Annotated in this window: 23 protein-coding genes; 12 read left to right on the top strand and 11 right to left on the bottom strand. The window is 69.3% G+C overall.

Annotated elements, in window-relative coordinates; translation table 11 throughout:
• Positions 1-564: 564 nt before the first annotated feature.
• From H7I57_RS12560 to H7I57_RS12550, 3 genes are all read left to right on the top strand, one after another.
• Positions 565-1236 carry an SDR family oxidoreductase gene (locus H7I57_RS12560; protein WP_264023835.1) on the top strand — a complete coding sequence of 224 codons (672 nt, stop codon included), beginning with the start codon at positions 565-567 and terminating at the stop codon, positions 1234-1236.
• A 101-nt stretch (positions 1237-1337) separates the two neighbouring features.
• Positions 1338-2267 carry an LLM class F420-dependent oxidoreductase gene (locus tag H7I57_RS12555; protein ID WP_264023834.1) on the top strand — a complete coding sequence of 310 codons (930 nt, stop codon included), beginning with the start codon at positions 1338-1340 and terminating at the stop codon, positions 2265-2267.
• 110 nt (positions 2268-2377) lie between these two features.
• A complete protein-coding gene (locus H7I57_RS12550) occupies positions 2378-3751 on the top strand; it encodes a type II NADH:quinone oxidoreductase Ndh (protein ID WP_264023833.1) in 1374 nt (457 codons plus the stop codon).
• Positions 3752-3762: 11 nt separating this feature from the next.
• Here the strand turns inward: H7I57_RS12550 and H7I57_RS12545 are convergent, their stop codons facing one another.
• The 8 genes from H7I57_RS12545 to H7I57_RS12510 all read right to left on the bottom strand — a co-directional run bounded on the left by H7I57_RS12545 (position 3763) and on the right by H7I57_RS12510 (position 9548).
• Positions 3763-4389, bottom strand: a complete 627-nt coding sequence (locus H7I57_RS12545; protein WP_264023831.1) for an urease accessory protein UreD — start codon at positions 4387-4389, stop codon at positions 3763-3765.
• Positions 4390-4414: 25 nt separating this feature from the next.
• On the bottom strand, positions 4415-5104 hold the full coding sequence (gene ureG / locus H7I57_RS12540; RefSeq protein WP_264023829.1) for an urease accessory protein UreG: 690 nt from the start codon (positions 5102-5104) through the stop codon (positions 4415-4417).
• Positions 5105-5117: 13 nt separating this feature from the next.
• Complete coding sequence (locus H7I57_RS12535; protein WP_264023828.1) at positions 5118-5762, bottom strand: urease accessory protein UreF; 645 nt, start codon at positions 5760-5762, stop codon at positions 5118-5120.
• Positions 5762-7483, bottom strand: coding sequence for an urease subunit alpha (locus H7I57_RS12530; RefSeq protein WP_264023827.1), 1722 nt, complete (start codon positions 7481-7483; stop codon positions 5762-5764). The genes H7I57_RS12535 and H7I57_RS12530 overlap by 1 nt, the downstream gene beginning before the upstream one ends.
• Positions 7480-7797, bottom strand: a complete 318-nt coding sequence (locus H7I57_RS12525; RefSeq protein WP_264023842.1) for an urease subunit beta — start codon at positions 7795-7797, stop codon at positions 7480-7482. Before H7I57_RS12525 ends, H7I57_RS12530 begins: the two co-directional genes overlap by 4 nt.
• Positions 7798-7811: 14 nt before the next feature.
• Entirely contained in the window at positions 7812-8114 is a 303-nt protein-coding gene (locus H7I57_RS12520) for an urease subunit gamma (RefSeq protein ID WP_264023826.1), read from the bottom strand.
• Between the two features lie 56 nt (positions 8115-8170).
• Positions 8171-8575, bottom strand: coding sequence for a PaaI family thioesterase (locus tag H7I57_RS12515; protein WP_264023825.1), 405 nt, complete (start codon positions 8573-8575; stop codon positions 8171-8173).
• A gap of 193 nt (positions 8576-8768) precedes the next feature.
• On the bottom strand, positions 8769-9548 hold the full coding sequence (locus H7I57_RS12510) for an iron reductase (protein ID WP_264023823.1): 780 nt from the start codon (positions 9546-9548) through the stop codon (positions 8769-8771).
• Between the two features lie 229 nt (positions 9549-9777).
• Here H7I57_RS12510 and H7I57_RS12505 point away from each other — a divergent pair, with 229 nt between their 5' ends.
• The 4 genes from H7I57_RS12505 to H7I57_RS12490 all read left to right on the top strand — a co-directional run bounded on the left by H7I57_RS12505 (position 9778) and on the right by H7I57_RS12490 (position 14172).
• A complete protein-coding gene (locus H7I57_RS12505; protein ID WP_264023822.1) occupies positions 9778-10194 on the top strand; it encodes a BlaI/MecI/CopY family transcriptional regulator in 417 nt (138 codons plus the stop codon).
• A gap of 14 nt (positions 10195-10208) precedes the next feature.
• Positions 10209-11174, top strand: a complete 966-nt coding sequence (locus H7I57_RS12500; protein ID WP_264023821.1) for a M56 family metallopeptidase — start codon at positions 10209-10211, stop codon at positions 11172-11174.
• A gap of 72 nt (positions 11175-11246) precedes the next feature.
• Positions 11247-12710 (top strand): NADP-dependent phosphogluconate dehydrogenase, encoded by a 1464-nt coding sequence (gnd, locus tag H7I57_RS12495; RefSeq protein ID WP_264023820.1) that lies wholly within the window; start codon positions 11247-11249, stop codon positions 12708-12710.
• Positions 12711-12735: 25 nt separating this feature from the next.
• Entirely contained in the window at positions 12736-14172 is a 1437-nt protein-coding gene (locus H7I57_RS12490) for a GuaB1 family IMP dehydrogenase-related protein (RefSeq protein ID WP_264023819.1), read from the top strand.
• Here H7I57_RS12490 and H7I57_RS12485 read toward each other — a convergent pair.
• From H7I57_RS12485 to H7I57_RS12475, 3 genes are read right to left on the bottom strand one after another with little or no spacing between them, the layout of a single operon-like run.
• Positions 14125-15222, bottom strand: a complete 1098-nt coding sequence (locus H7I57_RS12485) for an ABC transporter ATP-binding protein (protein ID WP_264023817.1) — start codon at positions 15220-15222, stop codon at positions 14125-14127. The two genes, H7I57_RS12490 and H7I57_RS12485, sit on opposite strands and share 48 nt — an antisense overlap.
• The gene (locus tag H7I57_RS12480) at positions 15215-16753 is read right to left on the bottom strand and encodes an ABC transporter permease (RefSeq protein ID WP_264023816.1); all 1539 of its coding nucleotides are present in this window, start codon (positions 16751-16753) and stop codon (positions 15215-15217) included. The genes H7I57_RS12485 and H7I57_RS12480 overlap by 8 nt, the downstream gene beginning before the upstream one ends.
• A gap of 10 nt (positions 16754-16763) precedes the next feature.
• Complete coding sequence (locus tag H7I57_RS12475; protein WP_264023815.1) at positions 16764-17798, bottom strand: iron ABC transporter substrate-binding protein; 1035 nt, start codon at positions 17796-17798, stop codon at positions 16764-16766.
• A 405-nt stretch (positions 17799-18203) separates the two neighbouring features.
• Between H7I57_RS12475 and H7I57_RS12470 the strand changes: the two genes are divergently transcribed.
• From H7I57_RS12470 to H7I57_RS12450, 5 genes are all read left to right on the top strand, one after another.
• Entirely contained in the window at positions 18204-19571 is a 1368-nt protein-coding gene (locus H7I57_RS12470) for a hemolysin family protein (RefSeq protein WP_264023814.1), read from the top strand.
• A complete protein-coding gene (locus tag H7I57_RS12465) occupies positions 19571-20632 on the top strand; it encodes a hemolysin family protein (protein ID WP_264023813.1) in 1062 nt (353 codons plus the stop codon). The genes H7I57_RS12470 and H7I57_RS12465 overlap by 1 nt, the downstream gene beginning before the upstream one ends.
• A gap of 1 nt (position 20633) precedes the next feature.
• Positions 20634-21530, top strand: coding sequence for a 3-methyladenine DNA glycosylase (locus H7I57_RS12460; protein WP_372510203.1), 897 nt, complete (start codon positions 20634-20636; stop codon positions 21528-21530).
• Between the two features lie 95 nt (positions 21531-21625).
• Entirely contained in the window at positions 21626-23869 is a 2244-nt protein-coding gene (locus tag H7I57_RS12455) for a malate synthase G (protein ID WP_264023812.1), read from the top strand.
• Positions 23870-23907: 38 nt separating this feature from the next.
• Entirely contained in the window at positions 23908-25920 is a 2013-nt protein-coding gene (locus H7I57_RS12450; RefSeq protein ID WP_264023811.1) for a substrate-binding domain-containing protein, read from the top strand.
• Positions 25921-25969 lie beyond the last annotated feature (49 nt).

Raw genomic sequence — 25969 nt, 5'->3', positions numbered from 1 at the left:
CGGCGGGACCGGGGCGTTGGGATCGGCGGGGGGCGGCGCACCCTCGACGACGCCGGGTGGCGGCGGTGGCGGCGGCGGCGGTGCGGGTTGGGCCCCTGCCACGCCGGGCAGCGCCAACGCTGCCATCAGAGCTGCTGCAGAGGCGCCCGACAGCGCCGCAAGCCCCACAGACTTCGGGAGACCCCTACGGCGGTGAACATTCGCATCCGGCTGAACCATGGGGAAGAAACTACCGTGTTACGGCCGTGACGCAAGTGTGAGTTGCTCAATGAGGGTCGAATTGAGACATTGCTGTCCATCAGAAACTGTCTGCATGCAGTCAGGACTGTCGTTTGCTGACAGCCGAATGTCCCCGCGCGTCGCACGGGGTGTTGCCGACATGGCCGAATTGGGTCAGTGTGTGGTTCCACCCCGTTGATCGCGACTGCCGGGGCCGCCGTTACGCCGGGCGTCCCCGGCCGGGCCTCCGGTCCGGCGCGTCGAGTTTCGCCGCCTAGCTACTGTCCAGTAACATTGGCGGCACTCGCTGGGGTTCAGCGCCGAACACGACAGGAGGGGCCGACGATGGATGTTCTGGTCACGGGTTGCGATACCGATCTGGGGCGGACGATCGCGGAGAGCTTCTGCGATGCGGGCCACACCGTGGTGATCGCGGGCAGTCGCCGCGACGATGTCGAGGTCGCCGCCAAAGAACTCGACGTCGACGCGATCGTCTTCGACGGCACCGACCCGGCGTCGGTCGCCACACTGCACGAGCAGGTACCCGTCCATCTGGACACGATCATCAACGTCCCGGCGCCGACCTGGAGCGGCGGCGACCCGCGCGCCTACACGCTGGCCGACCGCGCCGCCGAATGGCGCAACTTCTTCGACGCCAGCCTGGTGTCGGCGATGCTGACCGTTCAGGTTCTGGGTGACCACCTGCACTCCGGGGGCTCCATCGTCACCGTGATCCTCGATCCCCCGGGTGACGGCAGCGCCGGCGCGGCCGTCAAGGCCGCGGTCACCGAATGGACCGCGGGTCAGGCCAATCACTTCGGCATCCGGGGCATCACCGTCAACGCGGTGGCCGCCGGGCGCGGGGTCGAACCCGGCTACGAAGGCCTCGGCAGCACTCCCCCGTCGGTCAGCGAGGAGATCTCCCGCCTGGCTTTGTTCCTCACCACGCCCGCCGCCCGCCACATCACCGGCCAGACGTTGCACGTCAGCCACGGCGCGCTGGCCAACTTCGGCTGAACAGGCTCCGCCGCAACCGTCACGACGCGCGGTTTATTCCGCGCTTCGCGCCGGGTGAAACGAGCCTCGGCGCCCCGCGATGAATGGTTAGGGTCGAAGCCGTGACGATTCGACTCGGACTCCAGATCCCCAACTTCTCCTACGGCACCGGCGTAGCCGAGATGTTCCCCACCGTCATCGCGCAGGCTCAGGAAGCCGAGGCGGCAGGCTTCGACTCCGTCTTCGTGATGGACCACTTCTATCAGCTGCCGATGCTCGGCAGCCCGGATCTGCCGATGCTGGAGGCCTACACCGCCCTGGGCGCCCTGGCCACCGCCACCGAGAAGGTCCAACTGGGGACCCTGGTCACGGGCAACACCTACCGCAACCCGACGCTGCTGGCCAAGGCCATCACCACGCTCGACGTGATCAGCCAGGGCAGGGCGATCCTCGGCATCGGCACCGGGTGGTTCGAACTCGAGCACGACCAACTCGGCTTCGAGTTCGGCACCTTCACCGACCGGTTCAACAAGCTCGACGAGGCGCTGCAGATCATCCTGCCGATGCTCGGCGGTGAGCGTCCCACGTTCTCCGGCAAGTACTACCGGGTGCAGGAAGCCATGGCCAATCCCCGCTTCCGCGACCATATTCCGCTGATGATCGGCGGAAGCGGTGAGAAGAAGACCATTCCGCTGGCGGTTCGGCACTTTGACCACCTCAACGTGATCGCCGGGTTCGACGAGCTGAGCGCCAAGCTGGACGTGGTGAAAGCCAGGTGCGACGACATCGGTCGCGACCCGGCGACCCTGGAGACCAGCATGCTGGTGACGGCGATGGTCGACGAGAACGCCACCGCCGACCTCATTCCCGCGGAGATGGGTCAACGGATGGTTGTCGGCACTGCCGAGGCGATCGCCGACCAGCTCAAGACCAAGGTGTTTGACGCCGGCATCGACGCGGTGATCCTGAACCTGCCCACCAGCTTGCAGGGTTACCAGCACGGTCACATCACCGCGCTGGGAGAAGCGCTCAGACCGCTGGTGACCGGCTGACCGGGATGCCCGGTGGGCCATGTCACCGCGCCCGCCGGAAGCGCGGCGGCTAACGTGTTCGTTGTATCGAACAGGTAATTCGCCACGGAGATCCGTCCAAGGAGTTTGTGATGAGCCATCCCGGCGCCACCGTTTCCGACCGGCACAAAGTGGTCATCATCGGATCGGGATTCGGTGGACTGACCGCGGCCAAGCACCTCAAACGGGCCGACGTCGACATCAAGCTGATCGCCAGGACCACCCACCACCTGTTCCAGCCGCTGCTGTACCAGGTGGCGACGGGCATCATCTCGGAGGGCGAGATCGCGCCGGCCACGCGGGTGATCCTGCGAAACCAGAAAAACGCCCAGGTGTTGCTCGGTGACGTGACCCGGATCGACCTGGAGACCAAGACGGTCCGCTCCGAACTGCTCGGCCACACCTACGTCACGCCGTACGACAGCTTGATCATCGCCGCGGGTGCGGGCCAGTCCTACTTCGGCAACGACCACTTCGCCGAGTGGGCGCCGGGCATGAAGTCCATCGATGATGCGCTGGAGTTGCGTGGACGCATCCTGGGAGCGTTCGAGCAGGCCGAACGGTCCAGCGACCCCGTCCGGCGGGAGAAGCTGCTGACGTTCGTGGTCGTCGGTGCGGGTCCGACCGGCGTCGAGATGGCCGGACAGATCGCCGAATTGGCCGACCACACCCTCAAGGGCGCCTTCCGGCACATCGATTCGACCAAGGCGAAGGTGATCCTGCTCGACGCCGCGCCGGCGGTGCTTCCCCCGATGGGTGAGAAGCTCGGCAAGAAGGCGGCGGCCCGGCTGGAGAAGATGGGCGTCGACATCCAGCTCAATGCCATGGTGACCGACGTCGACCGCAACGGGATCACCGTGAAGGACCCCGACGGGACGCTGCGTCGCATCGAATCCGCGTGCAAGGTGTGGTCGGCCGGTGTGTCGGCCAGCCCGCTGGGGCGCGACCTGGCCGACCAGTCGGGCGTCGAACTCGATCGCGCGGGACGGGTCAAGGTGCTTCCCGATCTGTCGGTTCCCGGCCACCCCGACGTGTTCGTCGTCGGCGACATGGCCGCGGTCGAAGGGGTGCCGGGCATGGCGCAGGGCGCGATCCAGGGAGGCAAGTACGCGGCCAAGGCGATCGCGTCGGGTCTCAAGGGCGCCGATCCGACTCAGCGCGAGCCGTTCAGCTATTTCGACAAGGGCTCGATGGCCACGGTGTCGAAGTTCAGCGCGGTGGCCAAGGTCGGACCGCTGGAGTTCGGCGGCTTCATCGCGTGGTTGGCCTGGCTGTTCCTGCACCTGATCTACCTGGTCGGCTTCAAGACCAAGATCACCACGCTGTTGTCATGGACGGTGACGTTCCTCGGGCGTAATCGCGGGCAGCTGACCATCACCGAGCAGCAGGCCTACGCGCGAACCCGCATCGAGGAACTCGAGGAGATCGCCGCGGCCGTGCAGGACACCGAGAAGGCGGCCAGTTAGCCGCGCTCGGTCTACAGCCGATCGCCCTGCCAGGTCGACAGGCACCCGCCCGCCGCCAGCGCCAGGGTCACCCCCGCGGCATCGACATCGCTGCGCGGGTAGTGCAACTCGCTGATGCTCGCCCTCGGGGCGGCGATCTCGTCGTCGGCGAGCGAGGTGTTTCCGAGCTCGACGCGGTGTCTGAGCAACGGTGTGCCGTCGACGTCGGCGTGCAGCGACCCCGACCAGAAGCCTTGGCGCTCACCGGTTCTGCCGATCTGCACCCGCTCGACCAACCTGAGACTGGCACCGTCGGCCAGGTTCAGGGACGTCGAGGCGAAATGGCGCGACGCCGCGGCCACGATCGTCGGCAGCGGATCCAGGTCGAGCTCGCCCGCGACCTCCAGCGCCCACGTGGCGTGCGACTCCGTCGTGGTGCTGCCCGGTAACACCATGGTGGCCGCGGCGGTGCGCAGCCTCAGCCGGGCGCCGGACTCCACCACCAGCCTGATGTGGATCGCGTCGCCGCCCAGCGGCGTCGCTGCCGACGACACCAGATGCACGGTGTCGCGCTCGGTGCGGCGCGCGGCGATCCCGCCCGCGCACTCGATGTGCGGTGAGCGGTCCGCGCGCGCAACGACGAGCACGTCCGAACGCATCACAGTTCCCCGATCGTTCGCTCGCTCACACCGCCTGCGCGACCCTGAGCTGCTCACGCACCCACCCCAGCACGGGGGTGGCGGCCGGGTCGGCCGTCAGCGAGATCAGCGCGGTGGGACGCTCACCGCGCACCGCCGCGGAGTCGCGGCGCATCACGTCGAGGTCGGCGCCGACGAGCGGGGCGAGGTCGGTCTTGTTGACCACCAACAGATCCGAGAAGGTCACGCCCGGCCCGCCCTTGCGGGGCACCTTGTCCCCGCCCGCGACATCGATCACGAAGATCTGCACGTCCACCAGCCCGGACGAGAACGTCGCGGTGAGGTTGTCGCCGCCTGATTCCACCAGGATGAGATCCAGTCCGCCCAGACGATCGTGCGCCGCCACGAGGTCGTCGATGGCATCCAGGTTGGCGGTGATGTCGTCGCGGATCGCGGTGTGCGGACATCCGCCGGTCTGCACCGCGGCGATCCGGTCGTCGGGTAGCACCGCATTGCGGCGCAGAAAATCGGCGTCCTCGGTCGTGTAGATGTCGTTGGTCAGCACCGCCAGCGACAGTTCGTCGCGCAGCTGCCGGCACAAGGCGGCCACCAGTGCCGTCTTGCCGGAGCCGACGGGTCCGCCGACGCCGATGCGCAGGGGCTCCCCCGCGTGCCGCACCCGGCGCGGGCGGTCGGTGTTGGTGTGGGGCTGGCCGTCCAGGAAATGCGGTGGCATGGGGCTTCTTTCGTTACGACGCGAACAGGGGGCGGTCGCGTTCGGTGTGTCGCTGGGCGAGAACGTCCAGCAGCGGGTCGGACAGATCGGCGAGATCCTTGGCGGCCTCGGCGGCGGTCTGCTCGCACAGCCCCGAGAGCTCGAACGTCACCGCCGCGACGTCACCGGGATCGAGGGCGAGCAGCCGCTGTGCCGCGGTCGCGGAACCGGTCATCGTCGTGTAGATCAGCGACAGCGCGGTGTGCTCGGGGAGCAATCCGCCGGCGGCGCCCACCGCACCGGCGGCGACCGGGAGGTGCGGTGTCGCGCCCAGCGCATCCCACTCGGCGTCGGGCCAGACCCGCCGTGCGAGCCGGACCAGCCCTCGTCCCTGGGCGCGCGAGGCGGCGCGCGCCGCAGGAGACGGTGTGCGCGCGTCGGTTTCGGCGTCGCCCGCCTCCCCCGCCACGGCCGACAGGGATCCTCGGTGCACGGCGGCCGCCAATGACGCCGTGACCAGCCCGCTGGTGCGGATGCGGCGCGCCAGATACGCCCGCAGCGTGGCGAGGTCGACCACCAGACCGCTGCTCACCGCTTCCTCGACGCCGCCCGAGTGCACATGGCCCCCGGTCGGGAGCCGGGAGTCGGACAGGGCCAGCAGGGTGGCGAGACTGGACATCAGAAAAGAAAGTAGCGCTGGGCCATCGGCAGTTCGGTGGCGGGCTGTTCCTGCCAGACCTCCCCGTCGATCCGCACAGTGAACGTGTCGGGGTCCACCTGGATGTCGGGCAGCGCGTCGTTGTGCGGCATCTGCGCCTTGCCCACGCCGCGGACATTGCCGACGGCGACGAGCCTGCGGTTGACCGCGAGCCGGTCGGCCAGACCGTCCTCGATCGCCTGCGGCGCGACGAAGTGCACCGACGTGGCGGCGGCCGCGGCCGGAGCCGCGCCGAACATCGGCCGGGGCAACACCGGCTGGGGTGTGGGAATGGAGGCGTTGGCGTCGCCCATCGCTGCCCACGCGATCATTCCGCCCTTGAGCACCGCGTGCGGGCGCACCCCGAAGAACGCGGGCTCCCACAGCACCAGGTCGGCGAGCTTACCGACCTCGACGGACCCGATCTCGTGATCGAGGCCGTGCGCGACGGCCGGACAGATGGTGTACTTCGCGACATAGCGGCGCGCCCGGAAGTTGTCCGCCACACCGTCGCCGGGTAGCGCACCGCGGCGGCGCTTCATCACGTGCGCGGTCTGCCAGGTGCGCAGCACCACCTCGCCGATGCGCCCCATCGCCTGCGCGTCGCTGCCGATCATCGAGATCGCGCCGATGTCGTGCAGCAGGTCCTCGGCGGCGATCGTGGACGGCCGGATCCGGCTCTCGGCGAACGCGAGATCCTCGGGCACGCTGGGGTTGAGGTGATGGCAGACCATCAGCATGTCGAGGTGCTCGTCGAGGGTGTTCACCGTGTGCGGCCGGGTCGGGTTGGTCGAGCTCGGCAGCACATTCGGCCGGCCGGCGACGGTGATGATGTCCGGAGCGTGCCCGCCCCCGGCGCCCTCGGTGTGATAGGCGTGGATCGACCGGCCCTTGATCGCGGCGAGGGTGTCCTCGACGAACCCGGCCTCGTTGAGCGTGTCGGTGTGGATGTTGGCCTGCACGCCCGCGGCCTCGCTGACGGTGAGGCAGGCATCGATGGCGGCCGGTGTCGTGCCCCAGTCCTCGTGGAGTTTGAAACCCGCTGCGCCGCCACGCAATTGCTCCCACATGGCCTCGGCGCTGACGGTGTTTCCCTTACCGAGCAGCGCGATGTTGAGCGGCCAGGTGTCGAGCGCCTCGAGCATCCTGGCCAGATGCCACGCTCCCGGCGTCACCGTGGTGGCCTTGCTGCCCTCGGCCGGGCCGGTGCCGCCCGCGACGATCGTGGTGATGCCGCCGCCGAGGGCCTCCTCCATGATCTGCGGGCAGATCAGGTGGACGTGGCAGTCGATGGCGCCCGCCGTGACGATGCGGCCATTGCCGGCGATGACTTCGGTCGACGGGCCCACCACCAGGTCCGGGTGCACGCCGGACATGATGTCGGGGTTGCCCGCCTTGCCGATCGCGGTGATGCGGCCGTCGCGGATGCCGATGTCGGCCTTGATGATCCCCCAGTGGTCGAGGATCACCGCGCCGGTGATCACGGTGTCCGGCGCTCCGTCGGCGCGGGTGGCGCGCGACTGACCCATCGACTCCCGAAGAACCTTGCCGCCGCCGAAGACCGCCTCGTCGCCGGCGCGGCCGGGCCCACCGCTGCGGTCCTCGGTGATCTCGATGAACAGGTCGGTGTCGGCCAGCCGGATGCGGTCACCGGTCGTCGGGCCGAACAGGGCCGCGTAACGGGAGCGGGACAGCTCGGTCATTCGTCTGTATCCAATCTGCCCGGCGGGTGCAGGCTGAGGCCGTACACCTCGCGGGTGCCTGCCAGGGGGACGAGTGAGACACGCTGCGCAACACCGGGTTCGAACCTGACCGCGGTGCCTGCCGGGATGTCGAACCGCTGCCCGTGCGCGGCGGCGCGGTCGAACTGCAGGGCGCTGTTGGCCTGCGGCACGTGCACATGGCTGCCGACCTGGACCGGCCGGTCGCCGGTGTTGACGATGTCCAACTCCAGCCGGGGCGCGCCCGGATTGATCTCGATGGTGCCTTCGCCGTATACGACCTCGCCCGGGATCACTGTCGTCACCCCCTTCAGGGGATCGGGTGGTGGACGGTGACGAGCTTGGTGCCGTCGGGGAAGGTCGCCTCGACCTGAACGTCGTGCAGCATCTCGGGTATCCCTGCCATCACGTCGTCGCGGCCGAGCACTTCGCGGCCACTGACCATCAACTCCGCGACGGAGCGGCCGTCGCGCGCACCCTCGAGGATGTGGTCGGTGATGACCGCGACGGTCTCGGGGTGGTTCAGTTTCAGGCCGCGCGCCTGGCGGCGGCGGGCGAGTTCGGCTGCGTAGGAGATCAGCAGCCGCTCCTGCTCATGCGGGGTCAAACGCATAGTGCGCGATCCTGCCACGGCAGACGGCAGTCGGCAGCGCACGCGCCGCGGCGCGGCTATTCGGCGGCGATGTTCTGCAGCCGGACCTGGCCGCGGGCCACGAGCCGGTCGTCGGCATCGGTGATCGTGATCAGCCACAGCTGCTGACGGCGCCCCCGGTGAATCGGGGTGGACACGGCCGTCACGGTGCCCGAGCCGATCGCGCGCAGGAAGTCGGTGTTGTTGTTCACGCCGACGACGTTGCCGCCGCCGTTGGCGGCGAGCCAGACCGCCGCCGAGACACTGGCCAGGCTCTCGACGGCCGAGCAGTACACGCCTCCGTGCACGATGCCGTACGGCTGCAGCAGCGTGTCGGTGATCTGCAGCTGTGCTCGGCCGCCGTCGGGCGTCACCTCGAGATACGTGAGCCCCAGCGCGCGGTCGAATCCGTTGCCGAGGCCGTCGGGAAGGTCAGTCGTCACGGCTCAGTGTCTACACGTCCTGCGGCGTCCAACCAGATGTGGGGTCACGGGTCGCGCGCGAAAATGCGGATGGGCCCCACGCGATGCGTGGGGCCCATCCTTCGGTTGGACCGGGGGTCTCTGCAGCCCTCAGGACTCCGGCGCGGTCCGGTGGTACCGAATTTCGTGCTCCTCGAGAATAGGCAAGGCTGCCCTAATTAAGCAAGAGCTTCCCCGAGGTCATCCTGGGCGTCCCCCGTACCGGCAGCCCGAAGCCGACGAGCGCGTCCAGGACGGCCTGCGCGCGGCGCATGCTGACGACCTCGCTGGACCCGGCCAGCAGCGGCACCTGCGTCGCCGCGCCCACCACCGACCCGCCGACGATGTGCCACATCGACGGCACGGACATCGAGCCGCCGCTGACCGCGGCGAGTTTCTCGAACAGTGGCCCCAACGCACGATGACTGCGGTGGGCGATCCATGTCGTCAGAGCGGCCTCGCCGGGCAGCGCCACGATCCCGTCCTGCGCGGACCGGCCGACCCCGATCGTCCGTCGATTGCGGAAGAACGGGTCGTCGGGCAGGCACCGGACCGTCGGATCGACCACGCCCACCCAATCGATGGCGCCTTCGGAGTCGACATGCACCCACAGGTTCTCCAACCCGGTGTCCCAGGCCCGCCCCTCGAGGACGAGCAGCGGGATCACCCGGCCGACGACCACATGGGCGAAGGTGGCGGCGAGCTGCTGGGTCACGGCGGCGCGGCTGTCGGTCTCGGCGACGCCGGCGTCGAACATCGTCTGCAGCCGGTCGGTGGTCAGGACCTCGGCAAGCGGCCACCACCGTCGTCGCGACAGGTCACCCATCACCGCGACGCCGTAGACGCGGGGACATTCCCGGTAGAGCTCACGGAGTCGCCGGCTGGATTCGTGTATCGGCAGTGTGCGCCTGACCGCCATCCCCGAGATGAGCGGATCCTCGACCACAACCGTCATGGCCACCTCCAATCTGAGTTAGGTTAGCCTTACTATAGTGCTGGCCGCCGAGGGGGCTACCCCCTGTGACTGGACTCACAACCTCGGCGAACGGGCCGGTGAACATGGCGTTGACAACATCCACGGCGTCCCTGCGTGGACCGGAAGAAAGGGGTCGAGAACGGATACGACACGCGGTAGTAATCCCGTAGTAGGCTTTGGGTCACAGCCGGTAGGAGATGAGCGGAAGATGACCAAGGTGACACGGCTCGGGGAATTGGAGCGGTCCGTCATGGACCACCTGTGGTCTGCGGATGAGCCGCAAACCGTGCGCCAGGTGCATGAAGCGCTGGCAGCGCACCGTGACCTCGCCTATACGACGATCATGACGGTGCTGCAGCGCCTGGCGAAGAAGAATCTGGTGGTCCAGCACCGCGACGATCGGGCGCACCGCTACGCCCCCACGCACGGCCGTGACGAACTGGTCGCCGGGCTGATGGTCGACGCGCTCGACCAGGCCTCCGACTCCGGCAGCCGGGCTTCGGCGCTGGTGCATTTCGTCGAGCGGGTCGGCGCCGACGAGGCGGCCGCGCTACGCCGCGCGCTGGCCGAGCTCGAAGGTAAAGAACGTCACGACCGACCCGCTGGCGGTGCGGGCACCGCCTGAGAGACACTTACAGCGTGTCCGCGCTGGCCTTCACCCTCGTCGCTCTGCTGCTGTCGGGGCCGGTGCCCGCGATGCTGGCGCGAGCCAGCTGGCCGTTGCGCGCACCACGTGCGGCGATCGTGCTCTGGCAGTCCGTCGCGCTGGCCGCGGTCCTCTCGGCGTTCTCCGCCGGAATCGCCATCGCCAGCCGGCTGTTCGTCCCCGGCGCGGACGGGCGTCCAACGGCAACGATCACCAGCGAGATCGCGGTGCTCGGATGGCCGTTGTGGACCGCCTACGTGCTGGTCTTCGCGCTCACCCTGATGATCGGCGCCCGGCTGATCGCCTCCGTGATCAACGTGGCGATCGCCACCCGTCGGCGGCGGGCACACCACCGGATGGTGGTCGATCTGGTCGGCGCATCTCGCGCCACCGCGCCGCGACTGTGCGGCCACCATCCCCGACCGCTGGCCGGTGCGGGCCTGCGGATCCTCGACGTGGCCCAGCCGCTGGCATACTGCCTGCCCGGCGTGCGCAGTCGCGTCGTCGTCAGCGAGGGTGCGCTGAACACCTTGGCGGACAACGAGATCACCGCAATCCTCACCCACGAGCGCGCCCACCTGCGGGCCCGCCATGACCTCGTCCTGGAGATGTTCACCGCGGTGAACGCCGCGTTTCCGCGGTTCGTCCGCAGCGCCAGCGCGCTCGACGCGGTGCGGCTGCTGATCGAACTGCTCGCCGACGACGCGGCGGTACGCTCCACCGGCCCGACCCCGCTGGCGCGCGCGCTGGTGGCCTGTGCCGCGGGCCACACCCCCCGGGGGGCGCTGGCGGCCGGCGGACCCACGACGGTGGTGCGGGTGCGCCGCCTCGGGGGCAGGCCGAACAGCCTCATGCTCGCCGCGGCCGCCTACGTCGCGGCGGCCGCCGTGCTCGTCGTCCCCACCGTCGCGCTGGCGGTGCCGTGGTTGACCGAGTTGCACCGGCTGTTCTTTGCCTGAGCACCCTGCCTCCACTGGGTGTTTGATGACCAGAAGCTGTGCCGCAACAACAGACCGGAAGGGTTTTCGTCTATGAGCTCGTCGCAGTCCCCCACCCCTGAGGGCACCGCCCAGATCGGCGTCACCGGGCTCGCCGTCATGGGATCGAACATCGCGCGCAACTTCGCCAGGCACGGCTACACGGTCGCGCTGCACAACCGCTCGATCGCCAAGACCGACGCGTTGCTGGCCGAACACGGGTCCGACGGCAACTTCGTGCGCAGCGAGACGATTCCGGAATTCCTTGCCGCGCTGGAGAAGCCACGGCGGGTCTTGATCATGGTGAAGGCCGGTGACCCGACCGACGCGGTCATCAACGAGCTCGCCGACGCCATGGAAGATGGCGACATCATCATCGACGGCGGCAACGCGCTCTACACCGACACCATCCGCCGCGAGAAGGCGATGCGCGACCGTGGCCTGCATTTCGTAGGCGCAGGGATCTCCGGAGGCGAAGAGGGTGCGCTCAACGGCCCCTCGATCATGCCCGGCGGACCCGCCGAGTCGTACAAGAGCCTCGGGCCGCTGCTCGAGGAGATCTCCGCCCACGTCGACGGCGCGCCGTGCTGCACCCACATCGGGCCCGACGGCGCAGGGCATTTCGTCAAGATGGTGCACAACGGCATCGAGTACTCCGACATGCAGTTGATCGGCGAGGCCTACCAGCTGTTGCGCGACGGGCTGGGCAAGTCCGCACCCGAGATCGCCGACGTGTTCACCGAGTGGAACTCCGGCGACCTGGACAGCTTCCTGGTGGAGATCACCGCGCAGGTGCTGCGCCAGACCGACGCCAAGACCGGCAAGCCGCTGGTCGACCTGATCCTCGACGAGGCCGAGCAGAAGGGCACCGGCCGCTGGACGGTCAAGTCGGCGCTCGACCTGGGGGTGCCCGTCACCGGTATCGCCGAGGCGGTGTTCGCCCGCGCGCTGTCGGGTTCGGTCGCTCAGCGCAAGGCCACCACCGGCTTGGCATCGGGCGATCTCGGCGACCGGCCCGCGGATGCCGCACAGTTCACCGAGGACATCCGCCAGGCGCTGTACGCGTCGAAGATCATCGCCTATGCCCAGGGCTTCAACCAGATCCAGGCCGGCTCGGCCGAATACGACTGGGACATCACCCCCGGCGACATGGCGACCATCTGGCGCGGCGGCTGCATCATCCGCGCCAAGTTCCTCAACCGGATCAAGGACGCGTTCGACAACGACCCCGAACTGCCCACGCTGATCGTCGACCCGTACTTCCGCGCCGCGATCGAGAACGCCATCGACAGTTGGCGCCGCGTGGTCATCAAGGCCACCGAGTTGGGCATCCCGATCCCCGGGTTCAGCTCCGCGCTGTCGTACTACGACGGGTTGCGCACCGAGCGGCTACCCGCGGCCCTGACCCAGGGGTTGCGGGACTTCTTCGGCGCGCACACCTACGGCCGCATCGACACCGACCCGGCGAAGCGGTTCCACACGTTGTGGAGCGGGGATCGCAGCGAGGTCGAGGCCTGACAGCGTCGGCCCTAGGCTGGAGTGCGTGCAGTTTCTTCACAACCACGTGCCGCCGTACGACCTGACCTACAACGACGTCTTCGTCGTCCCGAGCCGAAGCGACCTCGTCTCACGATTCGACGTCGACCTGTCGACCTCCGACGGCACCGGCACGACGATCCCGGTCGTCGTGGCCAACATGACGGCTGTCGCCGGGCGCCGGATGGCCGAAACCGTCGCCCGTCGCGGCGGCCTCGTGGTGCTCCCCCAGGACCTGCCGATCCAGGCGGTCAAGGCGACCGTCGACTTCGTCAAGAGCCGCGACCTGGTGGCCGACACCCCGGTGACGCTGTCGCCGGACGACTCGGTGTCCGATGCCAGCGCCCTGATCCCGAAGCGGGCGCACGGCGCCGCGGTGGTGGTCGTCGAGAACCGTCCCATCGGCCTGGTCACCGAGGCGGCCTGCGTCGGCGTCGACCGTTTCGCTCGCGTGCGTGACGTCGCCGACACCGAACTGATCACCGTGCCGGTGGGCACCCACCCTCGCACGGTGTTCGAACTGCTCGAGCACGCACCGGTCGACATCGCGGTGCTGACCGAACCCGACGGCACGCTGGCAGGCGTCCTGACCCGCACCGGCGCGATTCGGGCGGGGATCTACACCCCCGCGGTCGACGTATCGGGGCGACTGCGGATCGCTGCGGCGGTCGGGATCAACGGGGACGTCGCAGCGAAGGCCGCCGCCCTCGCCGAGGCCGGTGTGGACGTCCTCGTCGTCGACACCGCCCACGGCCACCAGACCAAGATGATCGATGCGATCAAGGCGGTGTCGTCGCTCGGCCTCGGTCTGCCGCTGGCGGCGGGCAACGTGGTCTCGGCAGAAGGCACCCGCGACCTGCTGAAGGCCGGGGCGTCCATCGTCAAGGTCGGTGTCGGCCCCGGTGCGATGTGCACCACCCGGATGATGACAGGCGTCGGCCGTCCGCAGTTCTCCGCGGTCGTCGAATGTGTTGATGCGGCAAGCCAACTCGGCGGCCACGTGTGGGCCGACGGAGGAGTCCGGCACCCGCGCGACGTGGCGCTCGCCCTGGCCGCGGGAGCTTCCAACGTGATGATCGGATCCTGGTTCGCCGGTACCTACGAGTCGCCGGGCGACCTGCTGCGTGACCGCGACGGCCAGCCGTACAAGGAGAGCTACGGCATGGCCTCCAAGCGCGCGGTCGCCGCTCGGACGTCCGCCGACAGCTCGTTCGAGCGCGCCCGCAAGGCGCTGTTCGAGGAGGGCATCTCGACCTCGAAGATGGGCCTGGACCCGGTTCGCGGTGGTGTGGAGGACCTGCTCGACCACATCACGTCGGGGGTGCGCAGCACCTGCACGTACGTGGGCGCGGCCACACTGCCCGAGCTGCACGAGAAGGTGGTGCTCGGCGTGCAGTCAGCCGCCGGCTTCGCTGAGGGCCACCCGCTGCCCACCGGTTGGTGACGGATAGGCCAGGACCCCCGGTACGTCGCTGCCCGCGACCTCCACGGTGACGGTGGAGCCTTCGGCCAGGATCGTCTCCCCCGGGCTGCGCAGCTGGACCGCGCTGCCGTCCGCAAGCTCGACATGGACGACGGTGTCCGCGCCGTAGAACCGGCACACCGTCACCCGGGCGGGAGCTCCGGAGCCGGCCACGCCGAGCCGAAGCTGCTCGGGCCGTAGCACCACCACCGCGGGACCGTCGGCCACAGGCAGTCGGGCCTGCAGGGTCCCCAACGCGGTGTGCACCGTCCCCGAGCTCGCAGTGCCCGCCAATTCGACTGTGGCACCGATGAATCGGGCATTCGCCAGGGTTGTTGGCCGGGCGTAGAGATCAGCGGGGGTGCCGTGCTGGGCGATGGTGCCGTCGATCAGCAGGGCCACCGAACCGGGAAGTGAGAGAGCTTCCGACTGGTCATGGGTGACCAGCAGCGCGGTGGTGCCGGCCTCCCGCAGGATCGCGGCGATGTCCTCGCGCACCCGGACCCGCAGGCCCGCGTCGAGCGCGGCGAACGGTTCGTCGAGCAGCAGCACCCGCGGCCTGGCGGCCAACGCGCGGGCCAGCGCCACCCGCTGTTGCTGACCGCCGGAGATCTCGTGGGGGCGGGCGTCTGCGAGCCCGTCGAGTCCGACCACCGACAGCCAGTGCGCAACCCGCGCCCGCGCGTCCCGCCGGGTGGCGCGGTCCATGCCGAAGGCGATGTTCTCCGCCACGCTCAGATGCGGGAACAGGGCTCCTTCCTGCGGCATCAGTCCCACCCGCCGCCGGTGCACCGGCACGGTGGTGGTCCCGCCCGCGACCAGTTCCCCGGCGATGCGCACCGTCCCCGCGTCGGGGGTCTCGAAGCCGGCCAGGATGCGCAGCAGCGTCGTCTTGCCGCATCCGGACGGCCCCAGCACCGCGGTGATGGTGCCCTCCGGCAGGTCGAGGTCGACGCCGGACAACACCTGCCGGTCGCCGAAGGATTTCGAGATACCCCGCGCCGCAACGGCTGCCGCAACCGTGTCAGTCACTGCGGACTCCGCCTGCGCTGGTGCTCCACATCCCGAGCACCGCCGTCGGGACGGCCGCGAACACCAGCAGGGCCGCCGCGTAGGGCGCTGCCGCGGCGTAGTCGCTGACCGAGCTGTAGCTCCACAGCCTGGTCGCCAGGGTGTCGGTGCCGGTGGGATGCAGCAGCAGGGTGACCGGCAGTTCCTTCATGCAGGTCAGCAGCACCAGCGCCGCTCCGGCCGCGATGCCGGGCAGTGCCACCTTCGCGGTGACCGCCCCGAAGGCCCGCAACGGGGTGCGGCCCAGCGAGCGGGCCACCTCTTCGAGGCGGATCGGCGACGACTCCACCGCCGCACGGACCGATCCGATCGCCAAGGGCACGAACAGCACCGTATAGGCCAGGATCAGCAACGGTTCGCGCTGGTAGAGGGGACGCAGCAGGAGCACGCCGAGCGACACCATGGAGATCGCGATGACGATCGACGGAAGCCCGTGGGCCACATAGCTTGCGCCCTCCAGCGCCCGCGTCGCGCGATCGCGGTGACGGGCGGCGAGCACGCCGAGTGGCAGGGCCGCCAGCGTGGTTACCACGGCGGCGGCCACCGACAGCCCGACCGTCGACCCCAGGGCTTCGATCCATTCCGCGAAATCCCACCGCGGACCCGCCGTCAGCAGCCAGTCGGCGAGCGTCACGCCCGGCACGACGACGGCGGCGGCCAGCACGGCGGCCGGAACCAGCAGGGCGACCGCCTGCCACGCCCCCAGGCGGTTCAGCGGCGCCGGCCGGGGTGCGCCGCCGCCGATCCGCGACGACGATGCCAGCCCGCGGGCCCGGCCCTCGGCGATCACCAGGCCCACCGCGAACACCATCAGCACCAGCGAGAGCACTGCGGCGCGGGCCGGATTGAAGCCCGAGCGGTAGGCCCCGTAGATGACCCAGGTGAACGCCTCGAATCGCATCGCGGCGACGGCGCCGAAATCGCTGAGCACATAGAGGGCCACCAGCAGAGCGCCCGCGGCGATCGCGGCACGAGCCTGGCGAAGCGTCACCCGGAACAGCACGGCGAATCCGCCGAGGCCCAGCGACCGCGCCACCTCCTCCTGTGCGGGATCGATGCGAGCCAGGGCCGCCATCGTGGTCAGCAACACCAGCGGATAGCTGACCAGGGTCAACACCAGACACGCACCCCAGAACCCGGTCACCGACGGGAACGCGGACACCCACAGATAGGCCAGAAGGTAGCTCGGCATCGCCAGCGGCAACGTGAGTGCGACGGCCAGCGTGCGTCGGGCCGTGACGTCGGTCCGGCTGACCAGCACGGCCAGTCCCACCCCGAGCAGCACGCAGGCCGCGGTGACCACGACCACGAGCAGTAACGACCGACCGACCAGCGCGGCGGTGCGCGGTTGGAGCAGTTCGTCGATGATGAACGGCATGCCACGCTCGAGCGCCCGCGCCACGAGATAGGCCAGCGGTATCAGCGTGCCCGCCACCACGAGGGCGGCCGGGATCACCAGCAGCGCGGGCGGGCGGCCACGGCCGACGGTCACCAGCACCCGGTCAGTTCGTGAGCAGGCCGGTCTTGACCAGCAGCTCCTGGGTCGCCTCGATGTCGTCGAGTTGCGAGAGGTCAACCGCGGGCGGCTGCAGGTCGCTCAGCGGCGGCATCGCCGCCGACGGCGCCACCCCGGCCACGAGCGGATACTCCGCCGTCTCCTCGGCGAAGTACTTCTGCGCGGACTCCCCGACCAGGTAGGCGGCGAACGCCTGTGCCCCTTCGGGATTGGGTGCCGTCTTGAGCACCCCGACACCCGCGACGTTGATCAGGCCGCCGGGATCCCCCGCCGCCATGAACTTGTTCTGCGCCGTCACCGCGTCCTCGCCCTTGCTGTTGATCAACTCGTAGAGGTAGTAGTGGTTGACCAGGCCGAGTGCGACCTGCCCGGAGTCCACCGCGTCGCGGACCGCCACGTTGTTCTCGAAGGCGACAGGATCCTGGGCCTTGAACGCGCGCAGCCACTGCTCGGCGCCGTCCTCCCCGCGTACGACGCGCAGCCCAGTCACGAAGGCCTGCCAGGAGGCGTTGCTCGGGGCGAAGCCGATCTTGCCCTTCCATTCCGGGGCCAGCAGCCCGTCGATCGTGTCGGGTGGAGTGGGGGCCACGGTCGGGTTGTAGACGACGACGCGCGCGCGCCCGGACACTCCCACCCAGGTACCGTCCGCCGCGGAGAACTGTTCGGGGACGGCCTGCAGCGTCTCGGCGTCGACGGGCGCCAGCAGACCGGCCTTGGACACGGCGCCCAGCGCACCCGCGTCCTGCGACAGGAACACGTCGGCCGGCGACTTGTCGCCCTCGGTGACGAGCTGGGCGGCCAGCTCGCCGGAACCGGCATAGCGGGCCTCGACCTGGATGCCGGTGTCGGTGCTGAACTGTTCGATCAGCGGCGCGACCAGTTCTTCGCTGCGGCCCGAGTAGACGACGATCTTGTCGCCGTCGTCGGTGCTCGACCCGGACCCGCAGGCGGTGAACGTCAGCATCGCGGCGACGGCAGCGAGCGCGCCGGCCAGTCGGGAGATCGATCTCTGGGGGGACATGTACGTGGACTGCCTTTCGGGGAACGTGCCTTCGGGTGAAAGGGGCCTTCCGACGAACGGTGATCCGGGCAGGTCCCCTGTGACCTTGCCGTGAAACCTACCAGCCGGTGAGGTTAGGCTTGACTGAATAGCGACCCGGGTGGGTGGCTCCGGCTGTTCCGCTAACATGTGTTGACCATCAGTCGGATTCGGGCGCCGCAGGGTTGCCACGAGTCATCCGTACGCAGAGGAAAGGGAGCAGGTGCCGCAGGCACTGGATGGAGGCCCATCCGAGCCGGCCGTACACGCCGAGCCGCCTGACCATGAGCCCGCCGAGGCCGAGCCGTCCTCTAGTCGGCCGGGCGCCCGGCCCGGCTTCTCCGGTCATCCCACCGACCGACCGCATTCCGTCGCGGGAGCAGCGCGATGAGCGTCGTCATGTCGGTGTTGCCCCTGGTCGCGTTCGTCCTGCTGACCGCGGGCACGGCGGTGTTCGTCGCCGCGGAGTTCTCCCTCACCGCGCTGGAGCGCAGCACCGTCGAGGCCAATGTGCGCACCGGCGACCGCCGCGACGTGCTGGTGCAGAAGGCCCACCGGTCGCTGTCCACGCAGCTGTCGGGAGCGCAGGTCGGGATCTCGATCACCACGCTGGCCACCGGTTTCCTCGCCGAGCCCGTCGTCGCGAAGCTCATCGAACCGGGCCTGACCGCGATTCGGGTCCCGGAACGGTTCACCGGCGGCCTGGCCCTGGTGCTGGCGATCCTGATCGCCACGTCGATCTCGATGATCTTCGGTGAACTCGTTCCCAAGAACCTCGCGGTGGCCCGCGCCGTCCCGACCGCGCGGTGGTCGGCAGGCCCGCAGCTGTTCTTCTCCTTCGTGTTCACACCGCTGATCAAGCTCACCAACGGCACCGCGAACTGGATTCTGCGACGAATGAGTATCGAGCCCGCGGAGGAACTCCGGTCGGCGCGCTCACCGCAGGAACTGGTGTCGCTGGTGCGCACCTCCGCCCGTAGCGGCTCGCTGGATCTCGTCACCGCCGTCCTGGTGGACCGCTCGCTGCAGTTCGGTGAGCGCACCGCCGAGGAATTGATGACGCCGCGCTCCAAGATCGACACGCTGGACGCCGACGCCACCGTGGTCGATCTCAGCGAGGCAGCCGTGCGGACCGGGCACTCGCGCTTCCCCGTCATCGACGGCGATCTCGACGAAACCATCGGCGTGGTGCACGTCAAGCAGGTGTTCGCGGTGCCCTACGGTCAGCGTTCGTCGACCCGACTGGCCGACATCGTGCAGCCGGTCGCCAAGGTGCCCTCGACCCTCGACGGGGACGCGGTGATGTCGGAGGTGCGTGCCAACGGGCTGCAGACGGCGCTGGTGGTCGACGAGTACGGCGGCACCGCGGGAATGGTGACGGTGGAGGACCTGATCGAGGAGATCGTCGGAGACGTGCGCGACGAGCACGACGACGAACCGCCCGACGTCGTGCCCGCCGGGGGCGGCTGGCAGGTCTCGGGACTGCTGCGTATCGACGAGGTGGCCGAGAACACCGAGTTCCGGGCGCCGGAGGGTGACTACGAAACAATCGGCGGGCTGGTGCTCGAGACGCTCGGCCACATCCCCGAAGAAGGCGAATCGGTGGAGTTGACCGCCTTCAATCCGGACGGATCGATCGACCACCCGGTGGTCTGGCTGGCGACCGTGGTGCGGATGGACGGCCGCCGGATCGACCTGCTCGAGCTCACCGAGCTCGGACCCCGCGGCGACGACGACGAGGACGGAGCCCGCTGATGGGCGACATCTTCGGAGTCCTGCTGGCGGTGCTGCTGCTGGGAGCCAACGCATTCTTCGTCGGTTCGGAGTTCGCGCTGATCTCCGCGCGGCGTGATCGGCTGGAGGCACTCGCCGAGCAGGGCAAGAAGAGCGCCGTCACCGTGATCCGGGCCGGTGAGAACCTGTCGCTGATGCTGGCAGGCGCGCAGCTGGGCATCACGGTGTGCTCGATCCTGCTCGGCCGGGTCGCCGAGCCCGCCGTCGCGCACCTGCTCGAGGTACCGTTCGGACTCCTCGGCATCCCGGACGCACTACTGCACACGGTGTCGTTCCTGGTGGCGCTGTCCATCGTCGTGACGCTGCACGTGCTGCTCGGCGAGATGGTGCCGAAGAACATCGCGATCGCGGGCCCGGAGTCGACCGCGATGCTGCTGATACCGGTCTATCTGGTCTACATGCGGGCCGCCCGCCCGTTCATCGCGTTCTACAACTGGTGCGCCAACAGGACCCTGCGCACGTTCGGGGTGGAGCCCAAGGACGAACTCGATGTCACGGTGTCGACCGTCGAGCTTTCCGAGATGATCGCCGAATCGCTGTCGGAGGGGCTTCTCGACCCCGAGGAACACACCAGGCTGACCAGGGCATTGCAGATCCGCAACCGGGTGGTCGACGACGTGGCCCTGCCGCTGGCCACGATCCGGGCGGTCCCGGTCGCGCGGGAAGGCGCGGGCCCGACGGTCGGCGCCCTCGAGGAGGCGCTGAAGGAGACCGGCTATTCCCGGTTCCCGGTCGCCGACACCCATGGAGCGTTCATCGGCTACCTGCACATCAAGGATGTGCTGCCCCTGCTCGAGGACGGCTACGACCAGGCGACGGTGGTTGATTCGGCGATGGTGCGGCCGCTGCCGCAGGTGCCCGCCTCGCTGCCGCTGCCCGATGCGCTGTCCCGGCTGCGGCGCACCAACAGTCATCTCGCGCTGGTCACCGCCGCCGACGGCGCCGTCACCGCCGTGGTGGCGCTGGAGGACCTGGTCGAAGACCTCGTGGGGACGGTTCGCGACGGCACGCACCGTGTCTGAGGTGGGGCATGCGGGTTCGGCGGTCGGCCACCGGGTGCTCGCCGAATCTCACTGGCAGGAACTCGCACGCGCCCATCACACGCGAGCCGACGAATTCCTCGAGCCGCACCTGACGCGCCGCCGCGCGGGCGAGTCCCACCCGGTGTTCGACTTCCTGTTCACTTACTACAGCCTGCGGCCGCGTCAGCTGCGTGTCTGGCATCCCGGCTACGGCGTGGTGCTCGCCGGCGCATCGGCGCACCGGTACCTGGACCGCGCCGGCTACACGCGGCACGCCGACGGGGTCACCGTCGGCCGTGACCATCTCCATGCCCGCGCGGACACTGTGAGCTTCATCGCGGGGTTGCTGGGGGCGACGGCGTCGCGCCCGGCACGGTTCAACTGCTTCGGCCTGCACGAGTGGGCGATGGTGTATCAGGCGCCGACGGTGCGTCACGGTGGCGTGCCGCTGCGCCTCGGTGCCGCCGCCACGGATGCGGTTGTCGAGTCGATGCCGTTGCGCTGCAGCCACTTCGATGCCTACCGGTTCTTCACCGAGCCGGCCGCCCGGCGCAACAACCAGCGGTTGACCCGGCAATCGCAGGCGGCGGCGGAGCAGCCGGGCTGCGTGCACGCCGGGATGGATCTCTACAAGTGGGCGTTCAAGCTGGGCCCGCTGGTCGAATCGGGTCTGGTCCTGGACTGCCTGGACCTGGCCGCCGACGCCCGCGTGCTGGACATGCGGGCCAGTCCCTACGATCTGCGAGGGCTCGGGTTTGAGCCGATCGCCGTGGAAACGCCCGGTGGCCGCCGCTCTTATGCGGCGGCCCAGCAGGCGATCAGCGAGCGGGCCCTCCCCCTGCGGGCCAGGCTGCTTCAGCGCTGCGCCGCGCTGATGGACACCGCCGCCGGGGATTGAGCCCGTTACCGCTGGGTAAGCTGGATCGACATTGCCGCATCCGGATTGCACACGGCAGGTGCGCCGCAGGCGCACGTGCAGGCGAGGGAGGAATCATGACCGAACGCGTGACGGTGGGTAACCTGCGCGTCGCCCCCGTGTTGTACGACTTCATCAACAGCGAGGCGCTGCCGGGCACCGGGCTGGACCCCGACACGTTCTGGTCGGGCGTCGACAAGGTCGTGACGGATCTGACCCCGAAGAACCAGGATCTGCTGGCCCGCCGCGACGACCTGCAGGCCCAGATCGACAAGTGGCACAGGGCACGGGTGATCGGTCCCCTCGACGCCGACGAATACCGCCAGTTCCTCATCGACATCGGCTACCTGCAGCCCGAACCGGCGGACTTCACGATCCGCACCGCCGGTGTCGACGACGAGATCACGACCACCGCCGGACCGCAGCTGGTGGTGCCGATCCTCAACGCGCGGTTCTCGCTGAACGCGGCCAACGCGCGGTGGGGTTCGCTCTATGACGCCCTGTACGGCACCGATGTCATCTCCGAGGACGACGGCGCGGAGAAAGGCGGAGGCTATAACAGGATCCGGGGCGACAAGGTCATCGTCTACGCGCGCCGTTTCCTCGACGGTGCCGTTCCGCTGGCGTCGGGGTCGTGGACCGACATCACGGGCCTGAAGATCGAGGACGGTCAGGTGGCGGCCACCCTCGACGACGGAGGCTCCGTCGGCCTCGGCGAGCCCGAGAAGTTCCTCGGCTACCTGGGTGAGGCCGGCCGGCCGACGGCCGTTCTGCTCGTCAACAACGGCCTGCACATCGAGATCCTGGTCGACGCCGACTCGCCCATCGGCTCGACCGACAAGGCGGGCATCAAGGACGTCGTGCTGGAGTCGGCGATCACCACGATCATGGACTTCGAGGACTCCGTGGCCGCCGTGGACGCCGACGACAAGGTGCTCGGGTACCGCAACTGGCTGGGACTCAACCGCGGCGACCTCGCCGAGGAGGTCAGCAAGGGCGGCAAGACCTTCACCCGCGTCCTCAACGAGGACCGCACATACACCGTCGCCCGGCCCGATGCCGCCGACTCCGGGGACGGCGCCGAGACCATCACGCTGCCCGGGCGCAGCCTGCTGTTCGTGCGCAACGTCGGCCACCTGATGACCAACGACGCCATCGTGTTCGACGCCGACGGCGAGGACGGCCCGGAGGTCCCCGAGGGAATCCAGGACGCGCTGTTCACCAGCCTCATCGCCATTCACGGGCTGCACGGCGCCTCCGACAACAACGAAGGGGCGAACGGACCGCTGGCCAACAGCCGCACCGGTTCCATCTACATCGTCAAACCGAAGATGCACGGTCCCGACGAGGTGGCGTTCACCTGTGAGTTGTTCAGCCGGGTCGAAGACGTGCTCGGGCTGCCACAGAACACCATCAAGGTCGGGATCATGGACGAGGAGCGCCGCACCACGGTCAACCTCAAGGCGTGCATCAAGGCCGCCGCCGACCGCGTGGTGTTCATCAACACCGGCTTCCTCGACCGCACCGGCGACGAGATCCACACGTCGATGCAGGCGGGCCCGATGATCCGCAAGGGTGCGATGAAGTCCCAGCCGTGGATCGGCGCCTACGAGAACCAGAACGTCGACATCGGGCTGGCCACGGGATTCTCCGGGCGCGCCCAGATCGGCAAGGGCATGTGGGCCATGACCGAGTTGATGGCCGACATGGTCGACCAGAAGATCGGCCAGCCGAAGGCCGGCGCCACCACCGCGTGGGTGCCGTCACCGACGGCGGCGACGCTGCACGCCATGCACTACCACGAGGTCGACGTGTACGCGGTGCACAAGGAGCTCGAAGGAAAGCGGCGGTCGTCTCTCGAGGAGCTGCTGACGATTCCGCTCGCCAAGGAGCTGGCGTGGGCGCCCGAGGAGATCCGCGAGGAAGTCGACAACAACTGTCAGTCGATCCTCGGCTACGTGGTGCGCTGGATCGACGCAGGCGTGGGGTGCTCGAAGGTTCCCGACATCCACGACGTCGCGCTGATGGAGGACCGGGCGACGCTGCGGATCTCCAGCCAGCTGCTGGCCAACTGGTTGCGTCACGGCGTGATCACCGAAGAGGACGTCAAGGCCAGCCTTCGTCGCATGGCCGCGGTGGTGGACGAGCAGAACGCCGAGGATCCGGAATTCCGTCCGATGGCAGGCGACCCCGACAACAACATCGCGTTCCTGGCGGCGCAGGAGCTGATCCTGTCGGGCGCCGAGCAGCCCAACGGCTACACCGAGCCGATCCTGCATCGCCGGCGCCGGGAGTTCAAGGCGGCTAGTAACGTTGGCTGACGCGATGAGGGGTCGAACGAGCGTGCGCGAGGGCATCCATGGGAAGACATAGCCTTCCCGACAAGCCGGAGGACACTCCCGACGAGCCACGCACGGAAAGGTTCGGCTTCGACACGGGACCGCGCGAGCAGGAGCCCCGCGATGGCCGATTCGGCTCCGCCGGTGACGAATTCGGCTCTACCGACCGTCAATTCGGCTCCGCCGACGACGAGTTCGGATCTGCCGACTGGGAACCCGCCGACACCGATCAGCCGTCTTCTTCCCCCGGATACTCGCCCGACGCCGCACCGGCCGCACGTGAGTGGGACAGCGGCGAATGGACCGGCAGTCACCGCGCGGTGACGCCGAATCGGCGCGGGGTCAGCATCGGCGTCGTCGTCGCGCTGGTGAGCGTCGTCGTCGTGGTCGGCGTTGTGATCCTGTGGCGCTTCTTCGGAGACAACCTGTCCGACCGATCCGACGTCGCCGCCGCACGCTGTGTCGACGGTGAGGTCACCGTCGCCGTCGTCGCGGATCCGGCGATCAACGAACCCGTTGCGACGCTGGCGCAGCGGTTCAACGAGACCGCCGCCCCGGTCGGGGACCGCTGCGTCAAGGTGGGCGTCCAGTCCGCCGATTCCGGTCAGGTCGTCGACGGGTTCACCGATCAGTGGCCGTCCGACCTCGGCGAGCGACCGGCGTTGTGGATCCCCGCCAGCTCGGTGTCCGAAGCCCGACTGGAAGCGGTGGCGGGAGCCGAAACCGTCAGTGACAGCCGCTCCCTGGTTACCTCCCCGGTCGTGCTCGCCGTGTCACCCCGGCTCAAAGAGGCTCTCGGTGGGCAGAACTGGGGAACGCTGCCGCGGCTGCAGACTGATCCTGCGGCGCTCGAAGGGCTGGGACTGCAGGGCTGGGGCGGGCTCCGCCTGGCGTTGCCGCTCGATCAGGACAGCGACGCCGCCTATCTGGCGGCCGAGGCCGTTGCCGCCGCTGCTGCCCCGCCCGGCGCCCCGGCGACCGCAGGCCTCGGAGCAGTCAGCACCCTCGTCGGCGGCGCGCCCGAACTCGCCGACCCGAAGGCGGGCACGGCACTGGACGCCCTCGTCGAGGCGTCCGATCCGGCGTCGGCCCCCGTGCACGCCGTGGTCACCACCGAGCAGCGGCTCTTCAAGCAGGCGTCGTCGCTGGACGACGCGAAGTCCAGGCTGGCCGGCTGGCTGCCGCCGGGTCCGACGGCGACGGCCGACTTCCCCACCGTCCTGCTCGCCGGCGACTGGCTGGCCCAGGAACAGGTCACCGCGGCCAGCGAGTTCGCCCGGTTCATGCGCAAACCCGAGCAGCTCGGCGAGCTTGCGAAGGCCGGGTTCCGCGTCGACGGGCAGACGCCGCCCGCCAGCGACGTCGTCGACTTCGCGCCCGTGGCGGCGCCGATGAACGTCGGCGACAACGCCGTCCGCATCACCATCGCCGACACCCTGACCACGCCGGCGGAAAGCCCCACCGTCACGGTCATGCTGGACCAGTCGATGCCCACCGAAGAGGGCGGGAACCTGCGCCTGACCAATGTCGTGGATGCGCTCAAGGCGCGAGTCCAGGTGCTTCCCGCAGACTCGGGGGTGGGCCTGTGGACGTTCGACGGCGTCCAGGGGCGCTCGGAGGTGGCCGTGGGGCCGCTGTCCGACCAGGTCGACGGGCGACCGCGGTCCGATGCGCTGACCGCCGCGCTCGACGGCCAGACTCCCTCGGGCGGCGGTGCGGTCTCGTTCACCACCCTCCGACTGGTCTACACCGACGCATCGGCGAAGTACCGGGACGGCCAGAAGAACTCGGTTCTGGTCATCACCGCCGGGCCGCACACCGACCAGTCGCTGGGGGCAGAGGGCCTGCAGCAGTACATCAGGGGTGCGTTCGATCCGGCCCGGCCGGTCGCCGTCAACGTGATCGACTTCGGCGACGACCCCGACCGGGCGACCTGGGAGTCGGTCGCGCAGATCACCGGCGGCAGCTACCAGAACCTGGGGAGTTCGGCGTCCCCGGAGCTGGCATCGGCGATCGCGAGCCTGACGTCGTGACGTCCCCCGCAGCCGAAATGACGCCGCTTTCCGGCCGGGGAATCCGGTA

Origin of the sequence: Mycolicibacterium pyrenivorans (genome assembly GCF_025821625.1) — a bacterium.
GTDB classification, from domain to species: Bacteria; Actinomycetota; Actinomycetes; order Mycobacteriales; family Mycobacteriaceae; genus Mycobacterium; species Mycobacterium pyrenivorans.
Note: the sequence above shows the minus strand (reverse complement) of the source record. Positions and strands in the feature narration are given on the sequence as shown.

Excerpts from the sequence above, each read along its gene's own strand:
- H7I57_RS12550 (WP_264023833.1), top strand. The coding sequence starts at position 2,378 with ATGAGCCATCCCGGCGCCACCGTTTCCGACCGGCACAAAGTGGTCATC.
- ureG (WP_264023829.1), bottom strand. The coding sequence starts at position 5,104 with ATGCCACCGCATTTCCTGGACGGCCAGCCCCACACCAACACCGACCGC.
- H7I57_RS12510 (WP_264023823.1), bottom strand. The coding sequence starts at position 9,548 with ATGACGGTTGTGGTCGAGGATCCGCTCATCTCGGGGATGGCGGTCAGG.
- H7I57_RS12545 (WP_264023831.1), bottom strand. The coding sequence starts at position 4,389 with ATGCGTTCGGACGTGCTCGTCGTTGCGCGCGCGGACCGCTCACCGCAC.
- H7I57_RS12450 (WP_264023811.1), top strand. The coding sequence starts at position 23,908 with ATGGGAAGACATAGCCTTCCCGACAAGCCGGAGGACACTCCCGACGAG.
- gnd (WP_264023820.1), top strand. The coding sequence starts at position 11,247 with ATGAGCTCGTCGCAGTCCCCCACCCCTGAGGGCACCGCCCAGATCGGC.
- H7I57_RS12455 (WP_264023812.1), top strand. The coding sequence starts at position 21,626 with ATGACCGAACGCGTGACGGTGGGTAACCTGCGCGTCGCCCCCGTGTTG.
- H7I57_RS12560 (WP_264023835.1), top strand. The coding sequence starts at position 565 with ATGGATGTTCTGGTCACGGGTTGCGATACCGATCTGGGGCGGACGATC.
- H7I57_RS12475 (WP_264023815.1), bottom strand. The coding sequence starts at position 17,798 with ATGTCCCCCCAGAGATCGATCTCCCGACTGGCCGGCGCGCTCGCTGCC.
- H7I57_RS12520 (WP_264023826.1), bottom strand. The coding sequence starts at position 8,114 with ATGCGTTTGACCCCGCATGAGCAGGAGCGGCTGCTGATCTCCTACGCA.
- H7I57_RS12465 (WP_264023813.1), top strand. The coding sequence starts at position 19,571 with ATGGGCGACATCTTCGGAGTCCTGCTGGCGGTGCTGCTGCTGGGAGCC.
- H7I57_RS12470 (WP_264023814.1), top strand. The coding sequence starts at position 18,204 with ATGAGCGTCGTCATGTCGGTGTTGCCCCTGGTCGCGTTCGTCCTGCTG.
- H7I57_RS12535 (WP_264023828.1), bottom strand. The coding sequence starts at position 5,762 with ATGTCCAGTCTCGCCACCCTGCTGGCCCTGTCCGACTCCCGGCTCCCG.
- H7I57_RS12505 (WP_264023822.1), top strand. The coding sequence starts at position 9,778 with ATGACCAAGGTGACACGGCTCGGGGAATTGGAGCGGTCCGTCATGGAC.
- H7I57_RS12530 (WP_264023827.1), bottom strand. The coding sequence starts at position 7,483 with ATGACCGAGCTGTCCCGCTCCCGTTACGCGGCCCTGTTCGGCCCGACG.